This window comes from Flavobacterium fluviatile (genome assembly GCF_010645065.1).
In the GTDB taxonomy this organism is placed as follows: domain Bacteria; phylum Bacteroidota; class Bacteroidia; order Flavobacteriales; family Flavobacteriaceae; genus Flavobacterium; species Flavobacterium fluviatile.
Genome location: NZ_JAADZW010000001.1, coordinates 767494 through 790322, shown reverse-complemented (window position 1 = coordinate 790322; position 22829 = coordinate 767494). Strand labels below are relative to the sequence as shown.

The window sequence follows — 22829 nt, the reverse complement described above, 5'->3', positions numbered from 1 at the left end:
TTTTTTCTTACGAAAAATAGTACTCACAGGGTAGTTATTAAATCGATTATTTTAATGGTTAAAATTGATATTATCATTTATTTTGCGGTAAAAAAATAAAGAATATGTTTTTATTAAGCATTGTGCGCCCGCTTTTACGAAATTGTCCCCTTTTATAAATGAATTTTTCCCTGTCTTAATATCCTGTTCTGCGCTTAATTTGCAGGAGTTGATGAATTTAACGTTTAAATAACATACTGTACTTTTTCGTTAAAGAGTCAACGAAAACTCAAACCAAATTATCTAACCAAAAACATCTAAACATGAACAGTATTGAAATTTACAGGGATAACTCTTTTTAAAATCCCTGCTATTTATTTTGTAACCCTACAATGAAAAAACTAACTTAAACTAACTCATTAAAAAAGTATGAACAGAATTAAAAAGAAATTTTTGCTTTTATTACTCTTGCTTCCCTTTTGTGTTTTTGCTCAGAACACAGTAAAAGGAGTTGTTCTGGAAAAAACGACAGGGCAGCCGATACCGGGAGTAAACATAAAAGTATCAGGAGGAAACTTAAATGCCTCGACAGATTTTGATGGAAAATTTGAATTTTCAGGTGTAAAACCAGAACAGCAAATTACATTCTCTTACACAGGTTATACAACACAAACCATAACTATCGGAACACAAAAAAACCTGACTGTTAATCTTCAGGAAGATACTAATTTGCTGAAAGAAGTTGTCGTTCAGGTAGGATATGGATCTGTAAAAATTAAGGATGCTACAGGTGCAGTAACTTCGGTAACAGCAAAAGATTTTAATAAAGGAAACATTGTTACTCCCGAAAATCTCCTTACAGGTCGTGTAGCAGGTTTATCTATCGTTACTGGTGGAGATCCTGGATCTGGATCGACTATCAGAATTCGTGGAGGAGCATCATTAGGAGCGTCAAATGATCCTCTTATAGTAATCAATGGTTTACCTGTAGATAATAATGCAATAGGTGGATCTCGCTCTATATTGAGTTCTATAAACCCAAGTGACATTGAGTCTTTTTCTGTTCTAAAAGATGCATCAGCTACAGCTATTTATGGTTCTAGAGCTTCGAACGGGGTTATTATCATTACTTTGAAAAAAGGAGTTAAAACACTTTCGGCTACTGTTGACATGAATATGGGTGTTAATACCTTGGCGAAAACGATGGATGTTTTTAGTGCCAATGAATTGAGAGACTTAATAAGTGTAAAAAATCCTAGTCTATTACCTTTATTAGGTACTGCAAATACTGATTGGCAAGATGAAATTTACAGAACAAGTATTTCATCTACTGTAAACGCTTCTGTAAATGGAATGTTGTTTGATAAAATTCCATCTAGAGCTTCTTTTGGTAATACCATCCAAGAAGGTTTAATGTTGACCGCAGGATATCAACGTACCACAGGATCGGTGTCTTTGAATCCAAGTTTATTTAAAGATCATTTAAAAGTTAGTGTAAATGCTAATGTCTCTTTAGAAAAAAACAGATTTGCTTCTGGGCAACAAGGGAACGCTATAACTTTTGATCCTACTCAACCGGTATACGATGAAAACTCTCCTTTTGGTGGCTATTTTCAATATTACAAAGACAATAATGATGGTGTTATCAACAAAAGTGATTTAACACCAATGGCTCCGCTAAACCCTGTTGCTGAGCTTTTACAAAGAAACAACCGAAGCGAAGTAAAAAGAATATATGGAAATGTGAAATTAGATTATAAGTTTCACTTTTTACCTGAATTATCTGCTGTTTTAAACTTAGGTTTAGACAAAAGTTCTGCAGATGGTTATACAAGAGTATCAAATCAAAATCCGCTTTCTCAAGCTGATGGACGCATTGTTGGTTCTTCTACAGAATATTCTAACGAGCAAAGCAATAGCTTATTAGACGGTTATTTAGCTTACAAGAAAACCTTTGGAGCCTTAAACTTAGATGTTACTGCAGGTTATTCATACCAAAAATTTACTAATGAAAGATACAATAGTAATGAATTATTAGATGACGGTGTAGATAGTGCGCCTGTTACTAATATTGATCCAAATTTGGTTTTGATTGGATTCTTTGGAAGAACAAATCTTTCTTTTTATGACAAATATCTTTTTACATTTTCTTATCGTAGAGATGGTACTTCTCGTTTTAGTGAAGACAACCGTTGGGGTAATTTCCCAGCAGCAGCTTTTGCATGGAAAATTAAAGAAGATTTGTTTGCAGATTCTCAAACCCTATCTAACTTAAAATTGCGTTTAAGTTGGGGTGTTACCGGTCAGCAAGATATCGGGCAAACCAATTTAGATTTGTACATGTCAAGATATACGACAGGTTTACCCACTTCACAATATATTTTTGGAAATGCCGTAACCAATACCGCTATTCCACAATTTAGAAATGAAGATTTAAAATGGGAAGAAACTACTACTTATAACGCTGCTTTAGATTTTGGATTCTTAGACGACAGAATTACCACAACTATCGAAGGATTTTACAAAGAATCTAAAGATTTATTGGCTAATGCTGCCATTTCTGACGGGTCTAACTTTAGTAATTCTGGGTTCCAAAACATCGGTAATTTCACTTCAAAAGGACTTGAATTCTCTATAGCGGCAGATATTATTAAAAACCCTGATGGTTTTAATTGGAATGCCAATTTCAATGCTACTTTTATTAATACTCAAATTAAAAGTTTAGCCTTAAATCAAGATCAATTAGTAGGTGCAACGGGTTCTGGCGCTGGTGACGGCTCAACAGTTCAAATTCATCGAGTGGGTTATACGCCTTATTCGTTCTACGTTTACAAACAAATTTACGACGAAAGTGGTGCCCCAATTGAAGGCGCTTATGCTGACTTAAACGGAGATAACATTATTAATGAATCTGATTTATACATTCACAATAATGGTTTACCAAAAGTAAGCATGGGATTTGCCTCTAATATGAATTACAAAAACTTGGATTTATCATTTAATATGAGAGCAAACCTAGGAAACTATGTTTACAATGCTGCCAATTCAACAAGAGCACAATATAATTTATTGCAAAACGGTGCGGTAGTTTCTAACTTACCTACTTCGGTTTTAGACAGTAATTTCAATTCTAACGAAACCGTATTATTATCTGATTACTATATTGAAAATGCTTCTTTCTTAAAAATGGACAATATAACTCTTGGATATACTTTCAAAAATACATTTAGCGATCGTTCTTCTATACGTTTGACAGCTGGGGTACAAAATGTGTTTACCATTACCAATTATTCAGGTTTAGATCCAGAGGTATTCGAAAACGGAATTGACAATTCAATAACTCCACGCCCTAGAACTTTTCTACTTGGAGCTAATATGAAATTTTAATAAAGAAACAGTATGAAGAATATAATAAAACATAAAGCAATTTACATCTTAGGAGTTGTATTAGTCCTTACTGGCTGTACAAATGACCTTAATGTCGAGGTTAATGACCCTAATGTATTGTTGGTAGATGACTTTTATTCTACTCCGGAATCTTACAAACAAGGTTTAGCTGGTGTTTATGGTAACTTATCTATAACAGGTGCAGGCGGGCCGGCAACTTCTAATATTACAGGACTTGATCCAGGAACCAGCCAATACGGTAGAGGTTTGTGGAATATGCAGGAACTTACCACTGATGAATACAAATGGTCTTGGGAAAATGACCCAGGATTAAAAGGATTAAACAATGATACCTGGACATCTGATAACGTTATTCTAAGAGGTTTCTTTGGAAGATGTATGACTCAGATTGCTTTTGTAAACGAATATCTTAGACAAACAAGCGATGCTACTTTAGATGGTCGTGGTGTAAGCGGAGAATTACGTAATGAAATTAAAACTTACAGAGCCGAGGTTCGTTTTTTAAGAGCATTAGCATACTATCATTTGATGGATTTGTTTGGTAAAGCAGGATATGTTACCGAAAATGATCCAGTAGGTGCTTACCAATCTCCACAATACGATCGTAAGCAATTATTCTCATTTATCGAATCTGAAATCAATGCAATTCTTCCTGAATTAAAAGATGCCCGTCAGAACGAATATGCAAGAGCTGACAAAGGTGCTGCTTGGATGTTATTGGCGAAAATTTATTTGAATGCAGAAGTTTTTATTGGTGAGAAAAAATACGACCAATGTTTAGAAAATTGCAAGAACATTATTGCTGCCGGATATATATTATCACCAGTTTATGCAAACAATTTCAATGCTGACAACCACAGTAATTCGGCTAAAAATGAAATCATTTTCCCTATCGTTTCTGATGGTGTAGTGACTCAAAACTATGGTCCAACTACGGTTTTGGTAAATGCTCAAGTAGGATCTTTAGAACAAAATGCAGCAGATTTTGGCGTAGTTGGATGGGCTGGTGGATTGAGAGTTACCAAACAATTCTCAGAAACTATGCTCAATGGCGACTATGATAATGACGATAGAAATACGATTATCAGCAAAGACAGAACTATTGAGATGACTAACATGAGCAATTACGGAACCGGTTATATTACTGCAAAATGGTCTAATAAAACTTCAACAGGCGTAAATGGTTCGGCTACAGAAATGGTGGATACCGATTTCCCAATGTTCCGTCTGGCAGATGTTTATTTAATGTATGCCGAAGCCGTTCTTAGAGGCGGAACTGGAGGTTCAATGGCAACAGCTAGAGATTATGTAAACCAATTGCGAGGAAGAGCTAATAATACCAAAACTATCTTGACTGCTGATCTTACTTTAGATTTATTGTTAAAAGAAAGAATGGTCGAATTATACGGAGAAGCTCACAGAAGACAAGATTTAATTCGTTTTGGAAGATTTACCGGAGGAAGTTACAACTGGTCTTGGAAAGGAAACGTAGTAAGTGGAATCGGAATTGACGATAAATACAAACTATTCCCAATTCCTAAAGCGAGTATCGCTGCTAATCCAAATCTTGTACAAAACACTGGTTACTAAAAATAGATATAAAAAATAAAAATATAGATACAATGAAAAAACTAACCATACTATTTATAGCATTTATAACCTTATTCAGTTTAAATGCATGCTCAGACGATAATGATCCAATTTTTGTGGCCAAACCTGATGTTGATGGCATTGCTTTTGCCAACACATTTGCGGCAAACTACTTAATTTCTGAAGCCACAAAAGCCAACATCGCTGATCGTTTTATTTGGGAATCTGCCGATTTTGGAGTACCAACCAACATTACGTATGAATTACAAGGAGCTACTACTTCAGATTTTGCTGCTTTCAAAGTAGTAGGAACAACCAGTGAAAATAACATGCCTGTAATCGTAGCTACTTTATTAGATTTTGCCAAAGAGTTAGGTCTTGATGCAGACCCGACAACCACAAATCCTGATGGTTCTGCTAATAATAAAGGGCAAGTATATTTTAGATTAAAAGCTTCGGCAGGAACTAATGGAGCGAATGCAACGTTATCTGAAAGTCAAGTAATTTCAATCGAATGGGTAGAAACAGTAGCAACAGGAACTGCTTGTCCTTCTCTTTGGGCTGTTGGAGATGCTTTGACAGATATCGCTTGGAATTTTAAACCAGAAGGAGAATTAGTTTGTAACAACAATGTTTTACAATTCAAAGCAAGATTTGGTGCTGGAAACTTCAGATTTTTCCAAGAATCAGGTAACTGGTCTTCTGCTTTAGGTTTTTCTTATTACACTGAAGAAGGATACACTATCGATGCTAACTTAGCTAGTGCAGAAGACGGAGATAGTAACTTTAAATTTGTTGGAACTCCAGGAATTTACACACTGACTATTGATAATACTAACAAAACAATCGAAATGGAATTATCTACTAATCTTTGGGCTGTTGGAGATGCAGTACCTGGAGGTTGGTCATTTAGCATTAGTACTGCTGAGTTCGTAGAAGCTACACCAAACATTTGGTCAGCGAATATTATTTTATCAGCTGGTGTTTTCAGATTCTTCCACGAATTTAATACTTGGGATACCAACAACAACTTTGCTTATTATGAAGATGCAGGTTTCACTATCGATCCTAAATTTGAAAATGACGGAACTGGCGATGCTAACTTTAAATTTATTGGTGCACCTGGCTCTTATAAATTAACTATTAATGCAATTACTAAAACAATTACATTAGAATAAACTAAATCCCCCAAAATGAGCATGAATACAAATTGGCATCAAACACCAATCCAAACATGCTCATTTTTATTTTTAATTAAAAAACAAATAGTATCCAGATATGAAAAGAATCCTAACCATATTATCGCTTTCTGCTTTATTAAGTATCAATTTTGCTTGTTCAAGTAGTGATTCGCCAGAAGAAACACCTGTTGATCCACCAGTTGTTGTTGATGATTTTATTAGAGCGGCTGACATTTCTTTTCTACCAGAAATAGAAAGTGCCAAAGTTGTTTTTACTAATAATGGTAAAGCCGAAGACATGCTTACTACATTGAAAAATGCGGGTTGCAATACTATCAGAATCCGCTTATGGAAAAATCCAGCTGATGGACATTCAGGTTTTAATGAAGTAAAAACATTCGCTTCTCGTGTTAAAAAAGCAGGTTTAAAAGTGTGGTTAACGGTTCATTATTCAGATGATTGGGCAGATCCTGCGGTACAAACCATTCCTGCAGAGTGGAAAAATTTATCTTATGCTGATTTAAAAACAGCAGTGGCTAATTATACATCAACCATAATTACTGACATCAATCCTGATATTATTCAAATTGGAAATGAAATCAATAATGGTTTTTTGTGGCCACAAGGAAAATTGACTACTAATGAAACACAATGTATTGAATTACTAAAAGCAGCTAGTGCAACTATTCGTAGCAAAGCTCCAAATACCAAAATCATGATTCATTATGCAGGTGTGAGTGCTACTGATACCGATTGGTTTTTCAATAAAGTAAAATCAGTAGATTATGATTATATCGGACTTTCTTATTACCCAATTTGGCATGGTAAAGATTTAACTTTAGTAAAATCTACGATTAATGCTTTAGGTTCTAAGTTTACCAAAAAAGTAATAATTGCTGAGACTGCTTACCCTTTTACCTTAGGTTATAATGACTGGACAAACAACATCGTTGGACAAGATGATCAATTGGTTTCGGGTTATCCAGCAACACCAGAAGGTCAAAAAAATTATATGTTGGCTATCAAAGATTTGGTAAAAACATCAACTTCGGGTATCGGATTCGCTTACTGGGGAGGAGAATGGGTTGCTTTCAAAGGAGATGAAGCTACTAATGGTTCAACTTTCGAGAATCAGGCATTCTATGATTTTGACAATAAAGCATTACCGGTTTTACAAGTCTTTAAACTAAATTAAAAAATATGAAAAAGTTACTGTATTCTCTATTGATTATCACTGTCTTTTCATGCAGTAATTCTAATGAAGTAAACGCACAATCCAAAAAAGATTCCTTTTCAAAAGGAGCTGATATTGGTTGGTTGCCACAAATGGAAGCCACAGGGTATAAATTTTATGATGCAGACGGCTCTGAAAAAGACTGTCTGCAATTATTAAAAGACAGAGGAATTAATACTGTTCGCTTGCGTGTCTGGGTAAATCCAAATGATGATAAAGCAAGCGGGCACTGCAGTCCGGAAGAAACCGTTTTAATGGCAGTTCGTGCGCAAAAGATGGGAATGCGCATCATGATTAATTTTCATTACAGCGATTCGTGGGCAGATCCGGGCAAACAAAATAAACCGGCAGCCTGGGTAAATCATTCTTTTCCGGAATTGCTGAATGATGTTTACAAACATACCTATGATGTACTGAAATTATTGAAAAAAGCCGGAGTTACACCAGAATGGGTTCAGGTTGGGAATGAAATCCCAAGTGGAATGCTTTGGCCGGAAGGTCATACAGACAACTTTCCTCAACTGGCTCAGTTGCTGAATAAAGGATATGAGGCTACAAAAGCTATCGATTCAAAAATTAAAGTTATTGTACATTTGGACGAAGGAAACAAAAACGAAAAATTCAGATGGTTTTTTGACAAGGCAACAGAGCTGAATGTAAAATATGATGTAATTGGTCTTTCATACTACCCATTTTGGTTAAAAACAGATTATAAAGAAAACATTGCCGATTTAGAAAACAATCTAAAAGATATGGCTTCCCGTTACAACAAAGAAGTAATGGTGGTCGAAGTCGGTGGTGATTATACACTGATACAAAACACCAAAGAAATGCTTGAGGCTACTATAAAAGCTGTAAAAAGTGTGCCTGACAATAAAGGTTTAGGTGTTATTTACTGGGAGCCTCAGGGAGCAAAAAGCTGGAGTCATTATCAGCTAAATGCCTGGCTGGATAACGGAAAACCCTCTCCGGCACTGGATGCTTTCAAAAATTAAATAAACAATTAATTTACCATTAAATATGAGGCATGTACTTTATATAACCTTTTGGATAAAATTAGTTTTTGATAATAATTTCCGTCAGTTCGAGTGATTTCGATTTTTCATCGGAATTGTATCGAGAACAGAAAATTATCATTAAAAAGGTTCTCAATACATTTTTTGTTGCACCTCTCTGCACAAAAACACTCGAACTGAAGATTTTAAAAATTACACCCAACAGGTTTTATGTGCTTAATTTTTAATGGTATAGAACAAAACGAACATGAAATTAATTTTTAGATCAGTATTATTCTTATTGCTGCTCATTTTTTCGTCCGGAAAAATGAGGTCACAATCCACTACTGTTGTTTTAAAAGACAACTGGCGTTTTTCTGCAGCCGAAAGTGGAGATGCTTCTGACGTAAATTTTGATGCTTCCAAGTGGGAGAAAGTAAGTGTGCCTCACGATTGGGCTATTTATGGACCTTTTGATAAAAAATGGGATCTCCAGACTGGTATCATTGAGCAAAACGGCGAAAAAGAAGCGACTGAAAAAACAGGAAGGACCGGAGCATTGCCACATATAGGAACAGGCTGGTATCGTAATACATTTACTATTCCGGAGTTCAAAAAGGGAAAAAAAGCGATCCTTTTGTTTGAAGGCGCCATGAGTGAACCTCAGGTTTATTTAAACGGCAAAAAAGTGGGACAGTGGGGGTATGGATACAGTTATTTTTACATTGATATTACCAATGATCTGCTTGTTGGGGCAGAAAATGTACTGGCTGTCAAGTTGACCAATGAACCATTTTCATCAAGATGGTATCCCGGAGCAGGTCTTTATAGAAATGTTAGTATTATTGTTAACGAGGAAGAACGTTTTGCACAGTGGGGTACTTTTATTACAACGCCGGACATGAAAGGAAACAATGCTGTTGTTGATATTAAAGCGGAGTTTCATGGTAGTAATGTTTCAATGGTAACTCAAATAAAGAATGCTGATAATAAGGTAATAGCAACACAAAAAAGTACCGAAATCAAGGATGGAAAATTTTATCAGACACTAGAAGTTGGAAAACCTCATTTGTGGAGTCCTGAAACACCTTATTTGTACACAGCAGTAACCAAATTATATGCAGCTGACGGAACTTTAAAAGACGAACAAAACATAAAATTTGGTATCAGGTTTATCAAGTACGAACCTAAAAAAGGATTTAGCCTGAATGGCAAAGTAACCAAATTTAAAGGCGTTTGTCTTCATCATGATTTAGGACCTCTTGGTGCGGCTATAAATAAAGCGGCGCTTCGAAGGCAGCTTACGATTCTAAAAGACATGGGTTGTAACGCGATCCGAAGTTCTCACAATATGCCTTCTTTTGAACAGCTTGAACTGGCTGACGAAATGGGATTTATGTTCCTTGCAGAAAGTTTTGATGAATGGGCAAAGCCAAAAGTAAAAAACGGTTATCATCGCTTTTTTGAAGAATATGCAGAAAAAGACATCGTGAACCTCGTAAGAGCCACGCGAAATCATCCTTGCATTGTCATGTGGAGTTCAGGAAATGAAGTTCCTGATCAATGGGGAGCTGAAGGGGTAAAACGTGCCAGATGGCTGCAGGACATTTTTCATCGTGAAGATCCTACAAGACCTGTGACAGTTGGTATGGATCAGGTAAAAGCAACTATGGAATCCGGTTTTGGAGCTTTGCTGGATATTCCCGGATTAAATTACAGGGTTCATCTTTATGAAGAAGCGTATAAAACATTTCCGCAGGGATTTATATTAGGTTCTGAAACCGCTTCGACAGTCAGTTCAAGAGGGATTTATAAGTTCCCTGTGGTAAAGGCAAAGAATAAACAATACGATGATTTTCAAAGCTCTTCTTATGATCTTGAAGCCTGTAGCTGGTCGAATGTCCCTGATGAAGATTTTGTATTGCAGGATGACAAGCCATGGGTTATCGGGGAATTTGTATGGACTGGTTTTGATTATTTAGGGGAACCTACGCCTTATGATGAAAAATGGCCGTCAAGAAGTTCTTATTTCGGAATTTCAGATTTGGCCGGACTTCCTAAAGACCGTTTTTATCTGTACAGAAGCAGATGGAATAAGGAAGACGAAACGCTTCATATTTTGCCACACTGGAACTGGAAAGGAAGGGAAGGTGAGGTCACTCCGGTTTTTGTTTACACCAATTACGACAGTGCTGAGCTTTTTGTTAACGGTAAAAGTATGGGAATCCAGAAGAAAAATAATTCCACTCCGCAAAACCGCTATCGTTTGATGTGGAATGATGTTAAATATGAGCCGGGAACAGTAAAAGTTGTAGCCTTTGATTCTAATGGAAAAATAGCTGCTAAAAGTGAAGTTAAAACATCTGGAGATCCATACAAGATTGTGCTTAATGCAGATCGTAAAACTATCAAAGCAGATGGAGAGGATATTTCTTTTGTAACGGTTTCGGTTGTAGATAAAGACGGCATTCCGTGTCCTGTAGCCGATAATGAATTGCAGTTCAAAGTAACCGGTGCAGCAACTTACAGAGCTGCATGCAATGGTGATGCGACATCATTAGAAGTATTTCATCAGGATCACATGAAGCTTTTCAGCGGTAAACTGGTGGTTTTGGTAAAAGCAGTAGAGACCCCGGGAACAATACAGTTAGAAGTAACCGGGAAAGGACTTCAGACTGCTAAAATAAAGTTGAAATCGAAAATATAATAATTGGAGTATTAAAAAATTGATTTAATTTTCGATTTTTCTGTTAGTTCACAGACAAAATTAAGAGTAATATAAAATCTATAATTTTTGAACTAAAAATAAAATTAACTGTACCAGCCCTCAAAAAGTCAGATACTATTTTGGGGCTTTTTTTGTGGAAAGAAAGTAAGGTAATACTGCGCGACTAAAAAACAGATTCCGTACCTATGCCCGTTTTGTACCGGAATGTAAAGACGATTTTGCCTGGGAAATGATAACAAGACATTAGTTCTTAATCTAAATTGTTTTGAATGAATTTCGAATTCAGAATTTCCGGAATTTATTTTCCAGTACATAAATATGCCTCTTTACTGGTCTTTGATTGTTTAGCAGAAATAAGAAATGGCTAAACATTATGCTCAGCTGAAAAAATTACGCTGCAACCTTTCATGATACAGCTTAAATCCAAAACAAAAGGTAAATTAATGTCTTGCATTATTAAATTAATACTATTTTTTACTTAAAATTAAGTATTCTGTTTTTTAAATTACTAACTTAGAGTATAGTACAAACTCGCAAACAGCAGTAATTTAATAATATGATAGCACGTTTCTTAAAGGTCAGACAAAGAACAGAACAAATTTGTACCCCCTTACTTGTAGAAGATTATTCCGTACAACCCAGCGATTTTGCATCGCCTCCAAAATGGCATCTGGCCCATGTTACCTGGTTTTGGGAAGAGTTTTTACTTACAAAATACAACCCAGATTATACAGTTTACCATCCTGATTTCTCTTATTTATTTAATAGTTATTACAATACAGTTGGAAAAAGAGTGCAGCGTCCAGCGAGAGGTTTTATGACACGGCCGTCTGTTGAAGATGTGTATGCGTACAGGAGCTACGTTACAGCCGCCGTTGAACTATTTATGAAGAACGACTTAAATCAGGAAATACTTGATATTATTGAGATCGGAATCAATCATGAAGAACAGCATCAGGAACTTTTAGTGTATGATATAAAATACCTGTTAGGAACACAGCCAATTTTTCCTGAGTATGGTAATTATTTTTCACCTCTTGCTGAAAAACAGGAGAATAGTTTTGTGAAAATTGCAGCAGGGATATATGAAATTGGACATGCGGGACCTTCTTTCTGTTTTGATAATGAATTAGGAAGACATAAGGTGTATGTGGCAGATTTTGAAATTTCAACTAAATTAGTAACCAATGCGGAATACTTACAGTTTATACAAGACGACGGCTACAGCAATTTTAATTACTGGCATGACGAAGGCTGGGGCTGGGTCAGCGAAAATGAAATCCAGGCACCACTATATTGGCATAAAATAGAAAATGAATGGTATGTGTATCATCTCAATGGACTCAAGAAAATTGAAGCAGATTTACCGGTAATGCACCTCAGCTATTACGAAGCTTTTGCCTATGCACAATGGAAAGGAATGCGATTACCAACAGAATTTGAATGGGAAATATCAAGCAGTCAGTTCTCCTGGGGGAAAGTTTGGGAATGGACAAACAGTGCTTATCTCCCTTATCCTAATTTTAGTAAAGCTCCTGGAGCATTGGGAGAATACAATGGAAAATTTATGGTGAACCAAATGGTTTTAAGAGGCGCTTCGACAGCAACTCCGGAGCAACATAGCCGTAACACCTATCGTAATTTTTTTCATGCTTCAATGCGTTGGCAGTTTTCAGGATTACGACTGGCAAAGTGATTTTTTAAAATCAGCTCAATCTCTTAAAAAAATACTATGAAAAAGTTTGATTATATTATTATTGGAAGCGGACAGGCAGGTATTCCTTTGGCATTTAGCCTGTCAAAAGAAGGAACAGTTGCCATTATTGAAAAGAGCTTTTTAGGTGGTACATGTGTCAATAATGGCTGTATCCCAACCAAAGCTTATGTTGCCAGTGCGCGAAGGGTCTGGGATGCTTTTCATGGAGATGATTTAGGTGTTGAAATTCCTAAAGGAACAAAAGCCAATCTTAAAAAAATTAAGGCACGTAAGGATCTGTTGGTTAATGAATCCCGCACCAATATCGAAAGAGCGATTAAAAGAAATGAAAAAATTTCATTATTTCATGGTGAAGCTCATTTTTTGAGTAATTATGAGATTAAAGCCGGAAACACAATCCTTACTGCAAAAAAAATATTTATCAATGTGGGAGCCAGGGCAGTAATCCCAAAAGAATATCAGGAAATTCCTTTTTATACCAATGAAAATATTCTGGAAATTACTGATATTCCAAAACATTTGATCATCATAGGCGGAAGTTATATTGGTTTAGAATTTGCTCAGATGTTCAGAAGATTTGGCAGTGAAGTCACTATTGTAGAAAAGAACAAACGATTGATCCACAGAGAAGATAAAACAGTGACTGATGTAGTAGCTGAAATCATGAAGGCAGAGGGTGTTGATCTTGTTTTGAATGCCAAAGACATTAGTGTGACAGAAAATAATAAAGGAGGCATTACCCTGAAAACAGCTGCTAAGGAAATAAAAGGCTCGCATCTTTTACTTGCAATTGGTCGTGTTCCTAATACAGATACGCTTCAGTTGGAGCATACCACTATCAAATTGGATGAAAAAAAGTATATAAAAGTCAACAATTACTGTCAAACAAATGTCGAAGGTATTTTTGCCATTGGGGATTGCAATGGCGAGGGCGCCTTTACACATACAGCCTACAATGATTTTCAAATTGTAGAAAGTTTTCTTTTTAAGAAAAAGGACCGGAAAATTAGCGATAGAATATCCACTTACGGATTATTTATAGATCCGCCGCTGGGCAGAATTGGAATGACAAAGAAGGAAGCCCTCGAAAAAGGATATGAAATAGTAGTAGGTTATCGGCCTATGACCAAAGTAAACCGTGCTAAAGAAAAAGCAGAAACCCTGGGCTTTATGGAAGCAGTAATCGATGCAAAAACGAATCTGTTTCTTGGTGCTTGTGTCTTAGGAGTGGGCGGAGACGAAATCATAAATGGTATTACCAATTTGATGTATGCTAAAAAGCCTTATACTGTTTTAAGGGACTCCGTACACATTCATCCCACTGTAAGCGAACTTATCCCAACGATGCTGGAAAATTTAACTCATGAATAAGGAAGTAATTTTTGTTTCTTTAGTAGATAACATAATTTAAACACAATTTTTTTTGAAAATAGTGTAACGTCAGGCGTAGGTTCCTATCGTATTTTTAGGATCACTTGCAAAATAAATAATAAATAGCTTTAATTATGAAAGAGACAGTTGTTTTAAATAAAATGGAATCCCCAAAAAACACCTTAGCACAATTCAAAAAAGAAGTTAATGAAGGATTAGACAAGTCTTTCAAGACCTTGCCTTCAAAGTTTTTTTATGATAAAAAAGGGGACGCTCTTTTTGTCGAAATTATGCATTTGCCTGAATATTACGTTACGCGTTCAGAGCATGAGATTTTCAAAGAGAAAAGCGCTTCCATAATTAATGCATTACAATTAAACAAAGATACTTATTTTGAACTGATAGAGCTCGGGGCTGGTGACGGTATGAAAACAAAAGAACTGCTGCAGGAACTCTCACGACAAAATTACAATTTTGATTACATTCCGGTAGATATTTCGCAAAATGCTTTAGACAAACTGGAAAAAGATCTCAATCAGAAAATGCCTCATATTAAAGTAAAAACCAAACAAGGAGATTATTTTGAAGTTTTAGAATCTTTAAAAGAAAATTTACATACAAAAGTAATCTTGTTTTTAGGTTCAAATATTGGCAATATGCCGGATGATGTCGCTACCGACTTTATTGCTAATCTCAGCGAAAATTTAAATTTAGGCGACAAGTTTTTTTTAGGTGTAGATCTAATAAAATCTTCAGATATTGTTTTGCCTGCTTATAATGACAGCAAAGGAGTTACCGCTGCATTTAACCTGAATTTGCTCGAACGGATCAATAGGGAACTGGATGCTGATTTTGAAATTGAAAATTTTAAACACCAACCGGAATACGATGAAAAGGAAGGCATTGCCACTAGTTTCTTAGTAAGTACAAAAGAACAGGATGTATTTATAAAAAAACTCAATAAGATTTTTCATTTTGCTAAAGGCGAGAAAATTTTAACTGAAATTTCGAGAAAATACAACGATAAAATTTTAGATAAAATTTTAAAAAAGACAGCGTTTGTCATAAAGGACAGAATTATGGATCGTAAAAAGTATTTTGCTAATTACGTACTTGAACATTTATAATGAAAATACAAGCTCTGGGCATACTGGGATTGGGTAGCCGTTCGACCCTTTTTTATATTAAAGAACTCAATCGCCTCTATCACAAAAAGAAAGCGGGATACAGCACCTGTCCTTTTATATTATGGAATACTAATTTTCATGACCTCAATATCTTGTTGCCTGAACCTTCCGACAAGATTAAAGTATTGTTGGAGAGTTATTTGGCAGAATTGTTACACTTGAATGCAGATGCTGTTTTAGTTCCCAATATAACCCTGCATGAAACCATTGATAAGCTTAGTATGTTACCGAAAATTATTCATCCTGTGCATCTCACCATATCCAAACTCAAAGAAATAGGTTTTAACGAAGTCGTTTTAATGGGTTCATTGTATACGATGGAATCAGAGTATTTAAAAACTGCATTTCATGATGCAAATATTTCAGTTGTGCTTCCTGCTACACAAGACCGCCTCGTAATGGAGGAAACCCGTAAAAATATTTATTGGGAAACAGAGAGTAAGCAGCTGATGAAAGACTATGCCGCTATCATCAAAAAATACAGTGTAAATCATGCTGTGGTACTGGCCTGTACAGAATTATCAATAGCATGTACTACCACTAATAAAAACGTTTTTGACATGGCCCGGATTCAAATTCAAACCGCTGTTGACAATATTACTTAGTACGTCAAGCCTCAATCAATATTCTTTAAAATAACTTTTCAAATTAAACAGTTGATGATAAAATCATTAGATACTGGAGAAAAGGAGATATTGAGACTAAAAATAAGGATTCAAAATTTAGTCTTTTCGGAAGAATTGTCAATTAGGGCAGAAAAAAGACAATATCTAACTAATAGGTTAACCAAGTTTTTAGTTTAATCTCAACGTTTACAAGGATTCAGCCGAGTATTAAAAAACAAAAAACCCATCAAAATTTTGATGGGTCATATTCAGTAGCGGGAACAGGACTCGAACCTGTGACCTTCGGGTTATGAGCCCGACGAGCTGCCTACTGCTCTATCCCGCGATGTTTCGGGTGCAAAGATACGCACTAAATACGTTTATCCAAAGAAAATCCTGAAAAATTTAGTAAAAGTTATAAAGTTTAATAACCTGTTAACATATAGCTGTTTAAGGAAACTAAAATTGATGTTTATAAATCATCTGCCGAAAATTCTAAAAGTATAAAAAAATAACATCTTATAAATCGGCATCACATTTGGTTTTCTATGGTGTTTATTTCAGTTATTTTTTAATATTCAAAAAACTTGAAGATTAACTTTTACTGAAGTCTTTTGCTTCTTTAATTTCGTTTTCGATCCTTTTATTAATGTTGATTTTTGCTTCCGTAAAAACAAAAATTACGGTTTTGTATTCCCTCGCAAACTTATTGGTTATTTCACCGCCAATAGCTGAAGACTTAAAGTAGGGACCGGTTTCATTCAATTCAGTACTGTTTTTTTGATATTCCTTTACTCTGATAAGGTTTTTGTATGGGACATCGAGATCAAACCAATTTACATAATCTGCATTGAATGAAACCGCCTTGATTCCTTTTTTGGTATAATAATTAATGGCTCCGGCCTGTCCGTAATTATCACAAAGAATAAGTGTTTTTTCAGAATTGGGTAATAAAGCATAAACGGAATCTATTTTAGGGGCAAGTTCTTTCCAGCCCAGCATATCGGCAAAATCCTGTGGCAGTTCATGATCTTTTCCGTCTTCCCAGCGAAGCAGTCCGAGTTTTTTATATTTTTCGGGATGGCTGGCAATATTTTCAGGACTTTTATTTGGAAAGGCAAGATCGTATATCGGAATAAAAAACAATATCGGAATGATGGTGAATACTGGCATTAGAAAACGTTTCCAGCCTTTTTTTAAAATTTCAGCTAAGAAAACTGAACCAAAAGCAATATAAATGGGGTATAGACCAATCGCATAATACCCTTTTGCCTTAAAGTATAAAAAAACAATAAGTGTAAAAAATATTGAAGCAAAGAAAAATCTGTATTTCTCAAATGGTTTGTAAAATAATAAGGCATATAAAGCGACAATTATCACGAAAAAAGAACCAATAAAAAACAGTAGTTGTTCTTTTAGAAAGCTAATGCGATCTACATTCACTAATTGTGTTTCTGCCAGTTGTTTCATATGATGTATTACAGGAAATTGATTGTTGTATTGCCATAAAAGATTTGGTACAATCAAAATGAATCCTAAAATTATAGCTAAATAAAGTTCCCTTTTAGCCAGCATTTTTCTTTGCCTGGAAAGTAAAACGGCAGGCAACAGACCAATAAGCAAAAACAGGATGTTGTATTTGTTTAAAAAACCAAAGGCAAAAACGATGGCCGCTATATAGAACCATTTTGTTTTTTCGCTTTTGATATATTGAATTATTGCACAATAAAAAGCTGTCCAGCATAAAATATCCAAGGAATTAGGCTGGTAAAGCATATTGATTCGCAGCAGGCATGAAAACAAAACACAAACTGATCCTAAGATTAAGGCAGATAAGTTTCCTTTGAGAATTTCAATGGTCTTCCATACGATTACCAATGTTAAAGCACCAAATAGAGCAGGGAAGAACTTGACCCAGAAAACAGAATTTCCAAGCAATAGAATGAAATAAGAAAACCAGGAGGTTACCGGAGGCACAGATAAATATCCCCAGGCTAAATGATTTGCCTGATCTAAATGTAAATATTCATCACGCTGTAAATCATATTCAGGATTATACAGGGCATATTGTAAAACAAATTTTAAAATGATGAAACCTATTAAAATTGTAGTTTTTTTACTCATCTGTTTTGTCTTTAAATTGTTGGCCGGTTTAATAGCTTTAAAGTCATAGCTAAGATATAATTTATATTAGACAGACTTACTATTTTAAAGAAAACGGAGAATATAAAAAAATAAGAACCCCCGACTTATCCGAAGTTCTGTCTGACATGAAAATTACTAAATGAGTAATATTTATTTTTTTTCATTTTTTCTTCTTACCCAGCCAGATTAATAGTCCTGTAACCGGTAAGGTTACAGCAAAAAGACAAACAATAAGAGCAAGTATTTTGGTAGGGTAGTTGAATTTGAATTTTTAGCAAATCCAATTCCTGGATTAGATATTACAGCAGGTTATGCCTATAATGATAACCGCATCGAAAAAACAAGTGGTGCTAATAAAGCTATAGAAGGAAATAAAGCGCAAGATGCTCCTGAACACGTAGTGAATTTTTGGGCATCTTATAAACTTCAAAATAAGTTAAAAGGTTTAGGTGCAGGATTTGGTGCAAATTATGTAGATGAAAGTTATTTGACGACTGCTAATACCTTTTATATTCCATCTTATACTATTTATGGTGCGATAGTGTTTTACAAGCAGCCAACATGGAGAGTTGGTCTTAAGATAGACAATTTAACTAATGAAAGATATTGGAGTACATGGGGAGCACCTCAGGCACCTACAACTGTTTTGGGAAGTCTGACGTTTAAGTTCTAATTGTTATCAGTGAGTAAAAGAATACTAAAATCAGGGTTCATAAATTAGGTAAGACAAAATTTCTGCAATCGAAAAATAGGCACCGCAGACAAATTCATCTGCTGCTCCATAATAAATAGTAAGTTTGTCTCCTTCTACGACATGCCCGTTAGTAAAGACCACATACCCAAAAAAACCACTCAATTCATAATTTTCCTGAGGCATCATAATCGGTTCTAAGGTACGCGCAATTACTTTTGAAGGATCATTTAAATCCATTAGAAACGCACCAAGACAATATTGGTGTTCAGCATTAGCGCCGTGGTAAATTTCCAGCCATCCTTTAGCTGTTTTAATAGGTGCTGCACCGGCACCGACCCTGCCACTGTCCCAATGTCCTTTTCTGGTTCCAACAAGAAATTGGTGATTTCCCCAATGTACACCGTCAAGAGATTCGGCTAACCAAATAAAATTGCCTCCAATCTGCGGACTTGATGGACGATGAAGAGCGTAGAACTTGCCATTTATTTTTTCTTCAAAAATCGCACAGTCTTTATTGTGCGGAGGAAATATCATGCCTTTTGGTGCAAAATTTTTCCAGTCCGTGGTAGTACGTAACCCAACGCCAACACCATTAGCAGAAACCGCAGTATAGGTGATATAATAAGTGTTTTCTAACTTGCTGACCCGCGCATCTTCTATACCAAATTGTTCCAGCGTACCAGAACCAAATAAAGAACTATTACCTTCAGGTTCATAAAAATGTATTGCATCGTCACTGCACAGAATACGTAAATGTGAAAGCGTAGTTAAATAATCAAGACCTTTATATTGCACAATTCGCGCATCCGTAGCTACAAGATCAGGATCATTTAAGGGGATTTCAATAATTTCTACTTTTCCGAGTTCATTAATGACAGGAAAAAATATAACACCTTCCTTTTGCGCAATGCTCTCAGCTACCCGCACTAAAAGCCAGGTTTTGTTTTCAAAGACAAAAACACCCGGATTTAATAGACTGATAATTTGCAGGTCAGGAGTGCTGGACTTTAGATCTTTAGGCATCAATATTGGATTTTCAGGAAATCTGTGTGCTATATCGCTCATAATAAGATTGTTATTTTTGTGGTTCAATTAACGGGTCTGATATTTACTTGAATAATTTATAAAGAAAGCTATTTTAACTTTTTAAATATTTATATAATAGAGATTACAGATTATAATATTTTAATATTTGTAAAATTGACTTTATTAGTCTGATATACAAATTTTTATATTAATATACTACTAAGAGAGTGTATATAAAAAAATTGATTTTTTAAAAAATATTAGGGAGACATATTAACATTCGCTTTGTTTCTCATCAGGCTACAATTTCGTTAAAATACTAAATATAAAAAACGAGTAAATTTTTTATGTTAGAACAATGTGTATTTTTAGTGTAATTTAATGAATATCAGTTATATAAAAAAAAATAAATATTTTGTATCTTTCCTATTTATTGGATGCATTTTACAGTTAATTTTCTGATTTGTGTTTATTTTAATCTTTTTCAGTAATAGATTTTGTCTATGAAAGTAGATTGATATAATATAGATCATACATAGTGTTTTATTATTGTGTTCGTAATTTAGTAATCCGTTAAATGATAAATCAAAAAAGTAAAATATGGAAAATCAATCTAATGACATTAGCAAATGCCCTTTTCATAATGGCAGTATGGACAAAGCGGCTGCCTCAGGTACCAAAAACCGGGACTGGTGGCCAAACCAATTAAAGATAAGCATTCTTAGACAGAATTCGCCGTTGTCAGACCCTATGGGAAATGATTTTGATTATGCTGAAGCTTTTAAGAGTCTTGATCTTGAAGCTGTAAAAAAGGATTTACATGACCTGATGACAGATTCTCAGGACTGGTGGCCGGCTGATTTTGGTCACTACGGAGGTTTATTTATCCGAATGGCATGGCACAGTGCCGGAACGTATCGCATACATGATGGTCGTGGTGGAGCCGGTGCAGGACAGCAGCGTTTTGCTCCGCTTAACAGCTGGCCTGATAATGTGAGCCTTGATAAAGCCAGAAGACTTTTGTGGCCAATTAAACAAAAATATGGAAGAAAAATATCCTGGGCTGATTTAATGATATTAACCGGAAATGTTGCCCTGGAGTCAATGGGGTTTAAGACATTTGGTTTTGCCGGTGGACGTGCAGATGTTTGGGAACCTGACGAATCTGTTTATTGGGGTTCTGAAACTACCTGGCTTGGGGGAGATGAACGTTATGCTGACGGTTCTGAGGGAGTGCCAAAAGAGCATGGTGTAGTTTCCTCTGATGATGATGCAGATGGTAACATTCATTCCAGAAATCTGGAAAAACCCCTTGCAGCAGTACAAATGGGTCTTATTTATGTAAATCCCGAGGGACCGGATGGTAATCCTGATCCTATTCTGGCAGCCAAAGACATTCGGGATACTTTCGGCCGTATGGCAATGGATGATGAAGAAACTGTAGCATTAATTGCAGGCGGACATACATTTGGAAAAACGCATGGAGCTGCCCCATCAGATCATGTTGATAAAGAGCCGGAAGCTTCAGGTATAGAATTACAGGGCTTTGGATGGCATAACAGTTTTGGTACAGGTAAAGGGCCTGACACTATTACAAGCGGACTGGAAGTTACATGGACAAAAACACCAACACAATGGAGCAATAATTTCTTCGAAAATTTATTTGGTTTTGAATGGGAACTTTCTAAAAGTCCTGCCGGTGCACACCAGTGGGTAGCCAAAAATGCAGAGCCAATTATTCCGGATGCATTTGATAATTCCAAAAAACATGTGCCAACAATGCTTACTACTGACTTGTCATTAAGATTTGATCCTGTTTATGAAAAGATATCACGCAGGTTTCTGGAAAATCCGGATGCTTTTGCAGATGCATTTTCACGTGCGTGGTTTAAACTGACTCATAGGGATATGGGACCTCGTTCACGTTATCTTGGTCCAGATGTTCCTCAGGAAGAATTGTTGTGGCAGGATCCTATTCCTGAGGTGAACCATACTTTGATTGATGAGAATGATGTAATTCAATTGAAAGAAAAAATACTAAGCTCAGGATTAAGTATTTCACAATTAGTCGGGACTTCATGGGCATCGGCTTCTACTTTTAGAGGGTCAGATAAGCGAGGAGGAGCAAACGGGGGGCGCATCAGACTGGCTCCTCAAAAAGACTGGCAGGTAAATAATCCGGGACAGCTTAAACAGGTGTTAGACAAACTTGAAAGTATCCGGACAGAATTTAATGCTGCACAGGGAAATGGAAAAAAAGTTTCGTTAGCAGATTTAATTGTTTTAGCCGGTAATGCAGGAGTGGAGAAGGCTGTTAAGAATGCAGGATATTCAGTAAATATTTCTTTTGCTCCGGGCAGAATGGATGCTTCTCAGGAACAGACAGATGTTGAATCTTTCGGTTATCTTGAACCCAAAGCAGATGGATTCCGTAATTATCGAAGCACTAAATCAACAGTTTCTACCGAGGAACTTCTTATAGATAAAGCTAATTTACTGACTCTTACAGCACCTGAACTAACTGTACTTTTAGGAGGTTTGCGCGTATTGGATATCAATACTGACGGAAGTAAAAATGGTGTTTTTACAAATCGCCCGGGTCAGCTTACCAATGATTTCTTTATTAATTTACTGGATATGAATACAAAATGGCAGGCTTTATCAGATGATAAGGAACTTTATGCCGGCAATGATCGTAATACCGGACAGCCAAAATGGATTGGGACCCGTGCAGATCTTGTTTTTGGATCTAATTCAGAATTAAGAGCCATTGCTGAAGTTTATGCAAGCAGTGACGCACAGGAAAAATTTATAAATGACTTTATTGCTGTATGGAATAAAGTAATGAATCTGGATCGTTTTGATTTAGTTTAGTCCGTATTTATATTCCGTTAAAAGAAGGAACCAGATTTTTTTCTGGTTCCCTTTTTTTGATCGTTACTAATTTTCCGGTTATTTCTCCTTTCTAA

The 22829-nt window shown here is 35.7% G+C and carries 14 protein-coding genes and 1 tRNA gene; 12 read left to right on the top strand and 3 right to left on the bottom strand.

Translation table 11 applies throughout. The annotated features are described in order from the left end of the window. The first annotated feature begins 408 nt into the window (after positions 1–408). The 10 genes from GXM17_RS02855 to GXM17_RS02810 all read left to right on the top strand — a co-directional run bounded on the left by GXM17_RS02855 (position 409) and on the right by GXM17_RS02810 (position 15995). A complete protein-coding gene (locus GXM17_RS02855) occupies positions 409–3366 on the top strand; it encodes a SusC/RagA family TonB-linked outer membrane protein (RefSeq protein ID WP_163397763.1) in 2958 nt (985 codons plus the stop codon). A gap of 12 nt (positions 3367–3378) precedes the next feature. Beyond that, entirely contained in the window at positions 3379–4977 is a 1599-nt protein-coding gene (locus GXM17_RS02850) for a RagB/SusD family nutrient uptake outer membrane protein (RefSeq protein WP_163397762.1), read from the top strand. 32 nt (positions 4978–5009) lie between these two features. After that, positions 5010–6155 (top strand): SusE domain-containing protein, encoded by a 1146-nt coding sequence (locus GXM17_RS02845; protein WP_163397761.1) that lies wholly within the window; start codon positions 5010–5012, stop codon positions 6153–6155. A gap of 100 nt (positions 6156–6255) precedes the next feature. Next, on the top strand, positions 6256–7353 hold the full coding sequence (locus tag GXM17_RS02840) for a glycoside hydrolase family 53 protein (RefSeq protein WP_163397760.1): 1098 nt from the start codon (positions 6256–6258) through the stop codon (positions 7351–7353). Between the two features lie 5 nt (positions 7354–7358). Continuing rightward, positions 7359–8387 carry a glycoside hydrolase family 53 protein gene (locus tag GXM17_RS02835; protein ID WP_244307323.1) on the top strand — a complete coding sequence of 343 codons (1029 nt, stop codon included), beginning with the start codon at positions 7359–7361 and terminating at the stop codon, positions 8385–8387. A gap of 328 nt (positions 8388–8715) precedes the next feature. Beyond that, complete coding sequence (locus GXM17_RS02830; protein ID WP_244307322.1) at positions 8716–11094, top strand: DUF4982 domain-containing protein; 2379 nt, start codon at positions 8716–8718, stop codon at positions 11092–11094. A gap of 577 nt (positions 11095–11671) precedes the next feature. Further along, positions 11672–12811, top strand: a complete 1140-nt coding sequence (gene egtB, locus GXM17_RS02825; protein WP_163397758.1) for an ergothioneine biosynthesis protein EgtB — start codon at positions 11672–11674, stop codon at positions 12809–12811. A 36-nt stretch (positions 12812–12847) separates the two neighbouring features. Then, positions 12848–14203: a mercuric reductase gene (locus tag GXM17_RS02820; protein WP_163397757.1), complete on the top strand. Its 1356-nt coding sequence runs from the start codon at positions 12848–12850 to the stop codon at positions 14201–14203. A gap of 134 nt (positions 14204–14337) precedes the next feature. Next, positions 14338–15330, top strand: coding sequence for an L-histidine N(alpha)-methyltransferase (locus tag GXM17_RS02815; protein WP_244307321.1), 993 nt, complete (start codon positions 14338–14340; stop codon positions 15328–15330). Beyond that, positions 15330–15995 carry an aspartate/glutamate racemase family protein gene (locus GXM17_RS02810; protein WP_163397756.1) on the top strand — a complete coding sequence of 222 codons (666 nt, stop codon included), beginning with the start codon at positions 15330–15332 and terminating at the stop codon, positions 15993–15995. Before GXM17_RS02815 ends, GXM17_RS02810 begins: the two co-directional genes overlap by 1 nt. A 273-nt stretch (positions 15996–16268) precedes the next feature. Here GXM17_RS02810 and GXM17_RS02805 read toward each other — a convergent pair. Further along, positions 16269–16341 (bottom strand) — tRNA-Met (locus tag GXM17_RS02805). Positions 16342–16589: 248 nt separating this feature from the next. Beyond that, on the bottom strand, positions 16590–18119 hold the full coding sequence (locus tag GXM17_RS02800) for an ArnT family glycosyltransferase (RefSeq protein WP_163397755.1): 1530 nt from the start codon (positions 18117–18119) through the stop codon (positions 16590–16592). Positions 18120–18423: 304 nt separating this feature from the next. Between GXM17_RS02800 and GXM17_RS02795 the strand changes: the two genes are divergently transcribed. Next, entirely contained in the window at positions 18424–18813 is a 390-nt protein-coding gene (locus GXM17_RS02795) for a TonB-dependent receptor domain-containing protein (protein WP_341872898.1), read from the top strand. A gap of 30 nt (positions 18814–18843) precedes the next feature. Here the strand turns inward: GXM17_RS02795 and GXM17_RS02790 are convergent, their stop codons facing one another. Beyond that, complete coding sequence (locus GXM17_RS02790; RefSeq protein ID WP_163397754.1) at positions 18844–19899, bottom strand: glycoside hydrolase family 130 protein; 1056 nt, start codon at positions 19897–19899, stop codon at positions 18844–18846. Between the two features lie 561 nt (positions 19900–20460). On the opposite strand from GXM17_RS02790, the gene katG reads away from it, so the two are divergent. Next, the gene (katG, locus tag GXM17_RS02785) at positions 20461–22734 is read left to right on the top strand and encodes a catalase/peroxidase HPI (protein WP_163397753.1); all 2274 of its coding nucleotides are present in this window, start codon (positions 20461–20463) and stop codon (positions 22732–22734) included. Positions 22735–22829 lie beyond the last annotated feature (95 nt).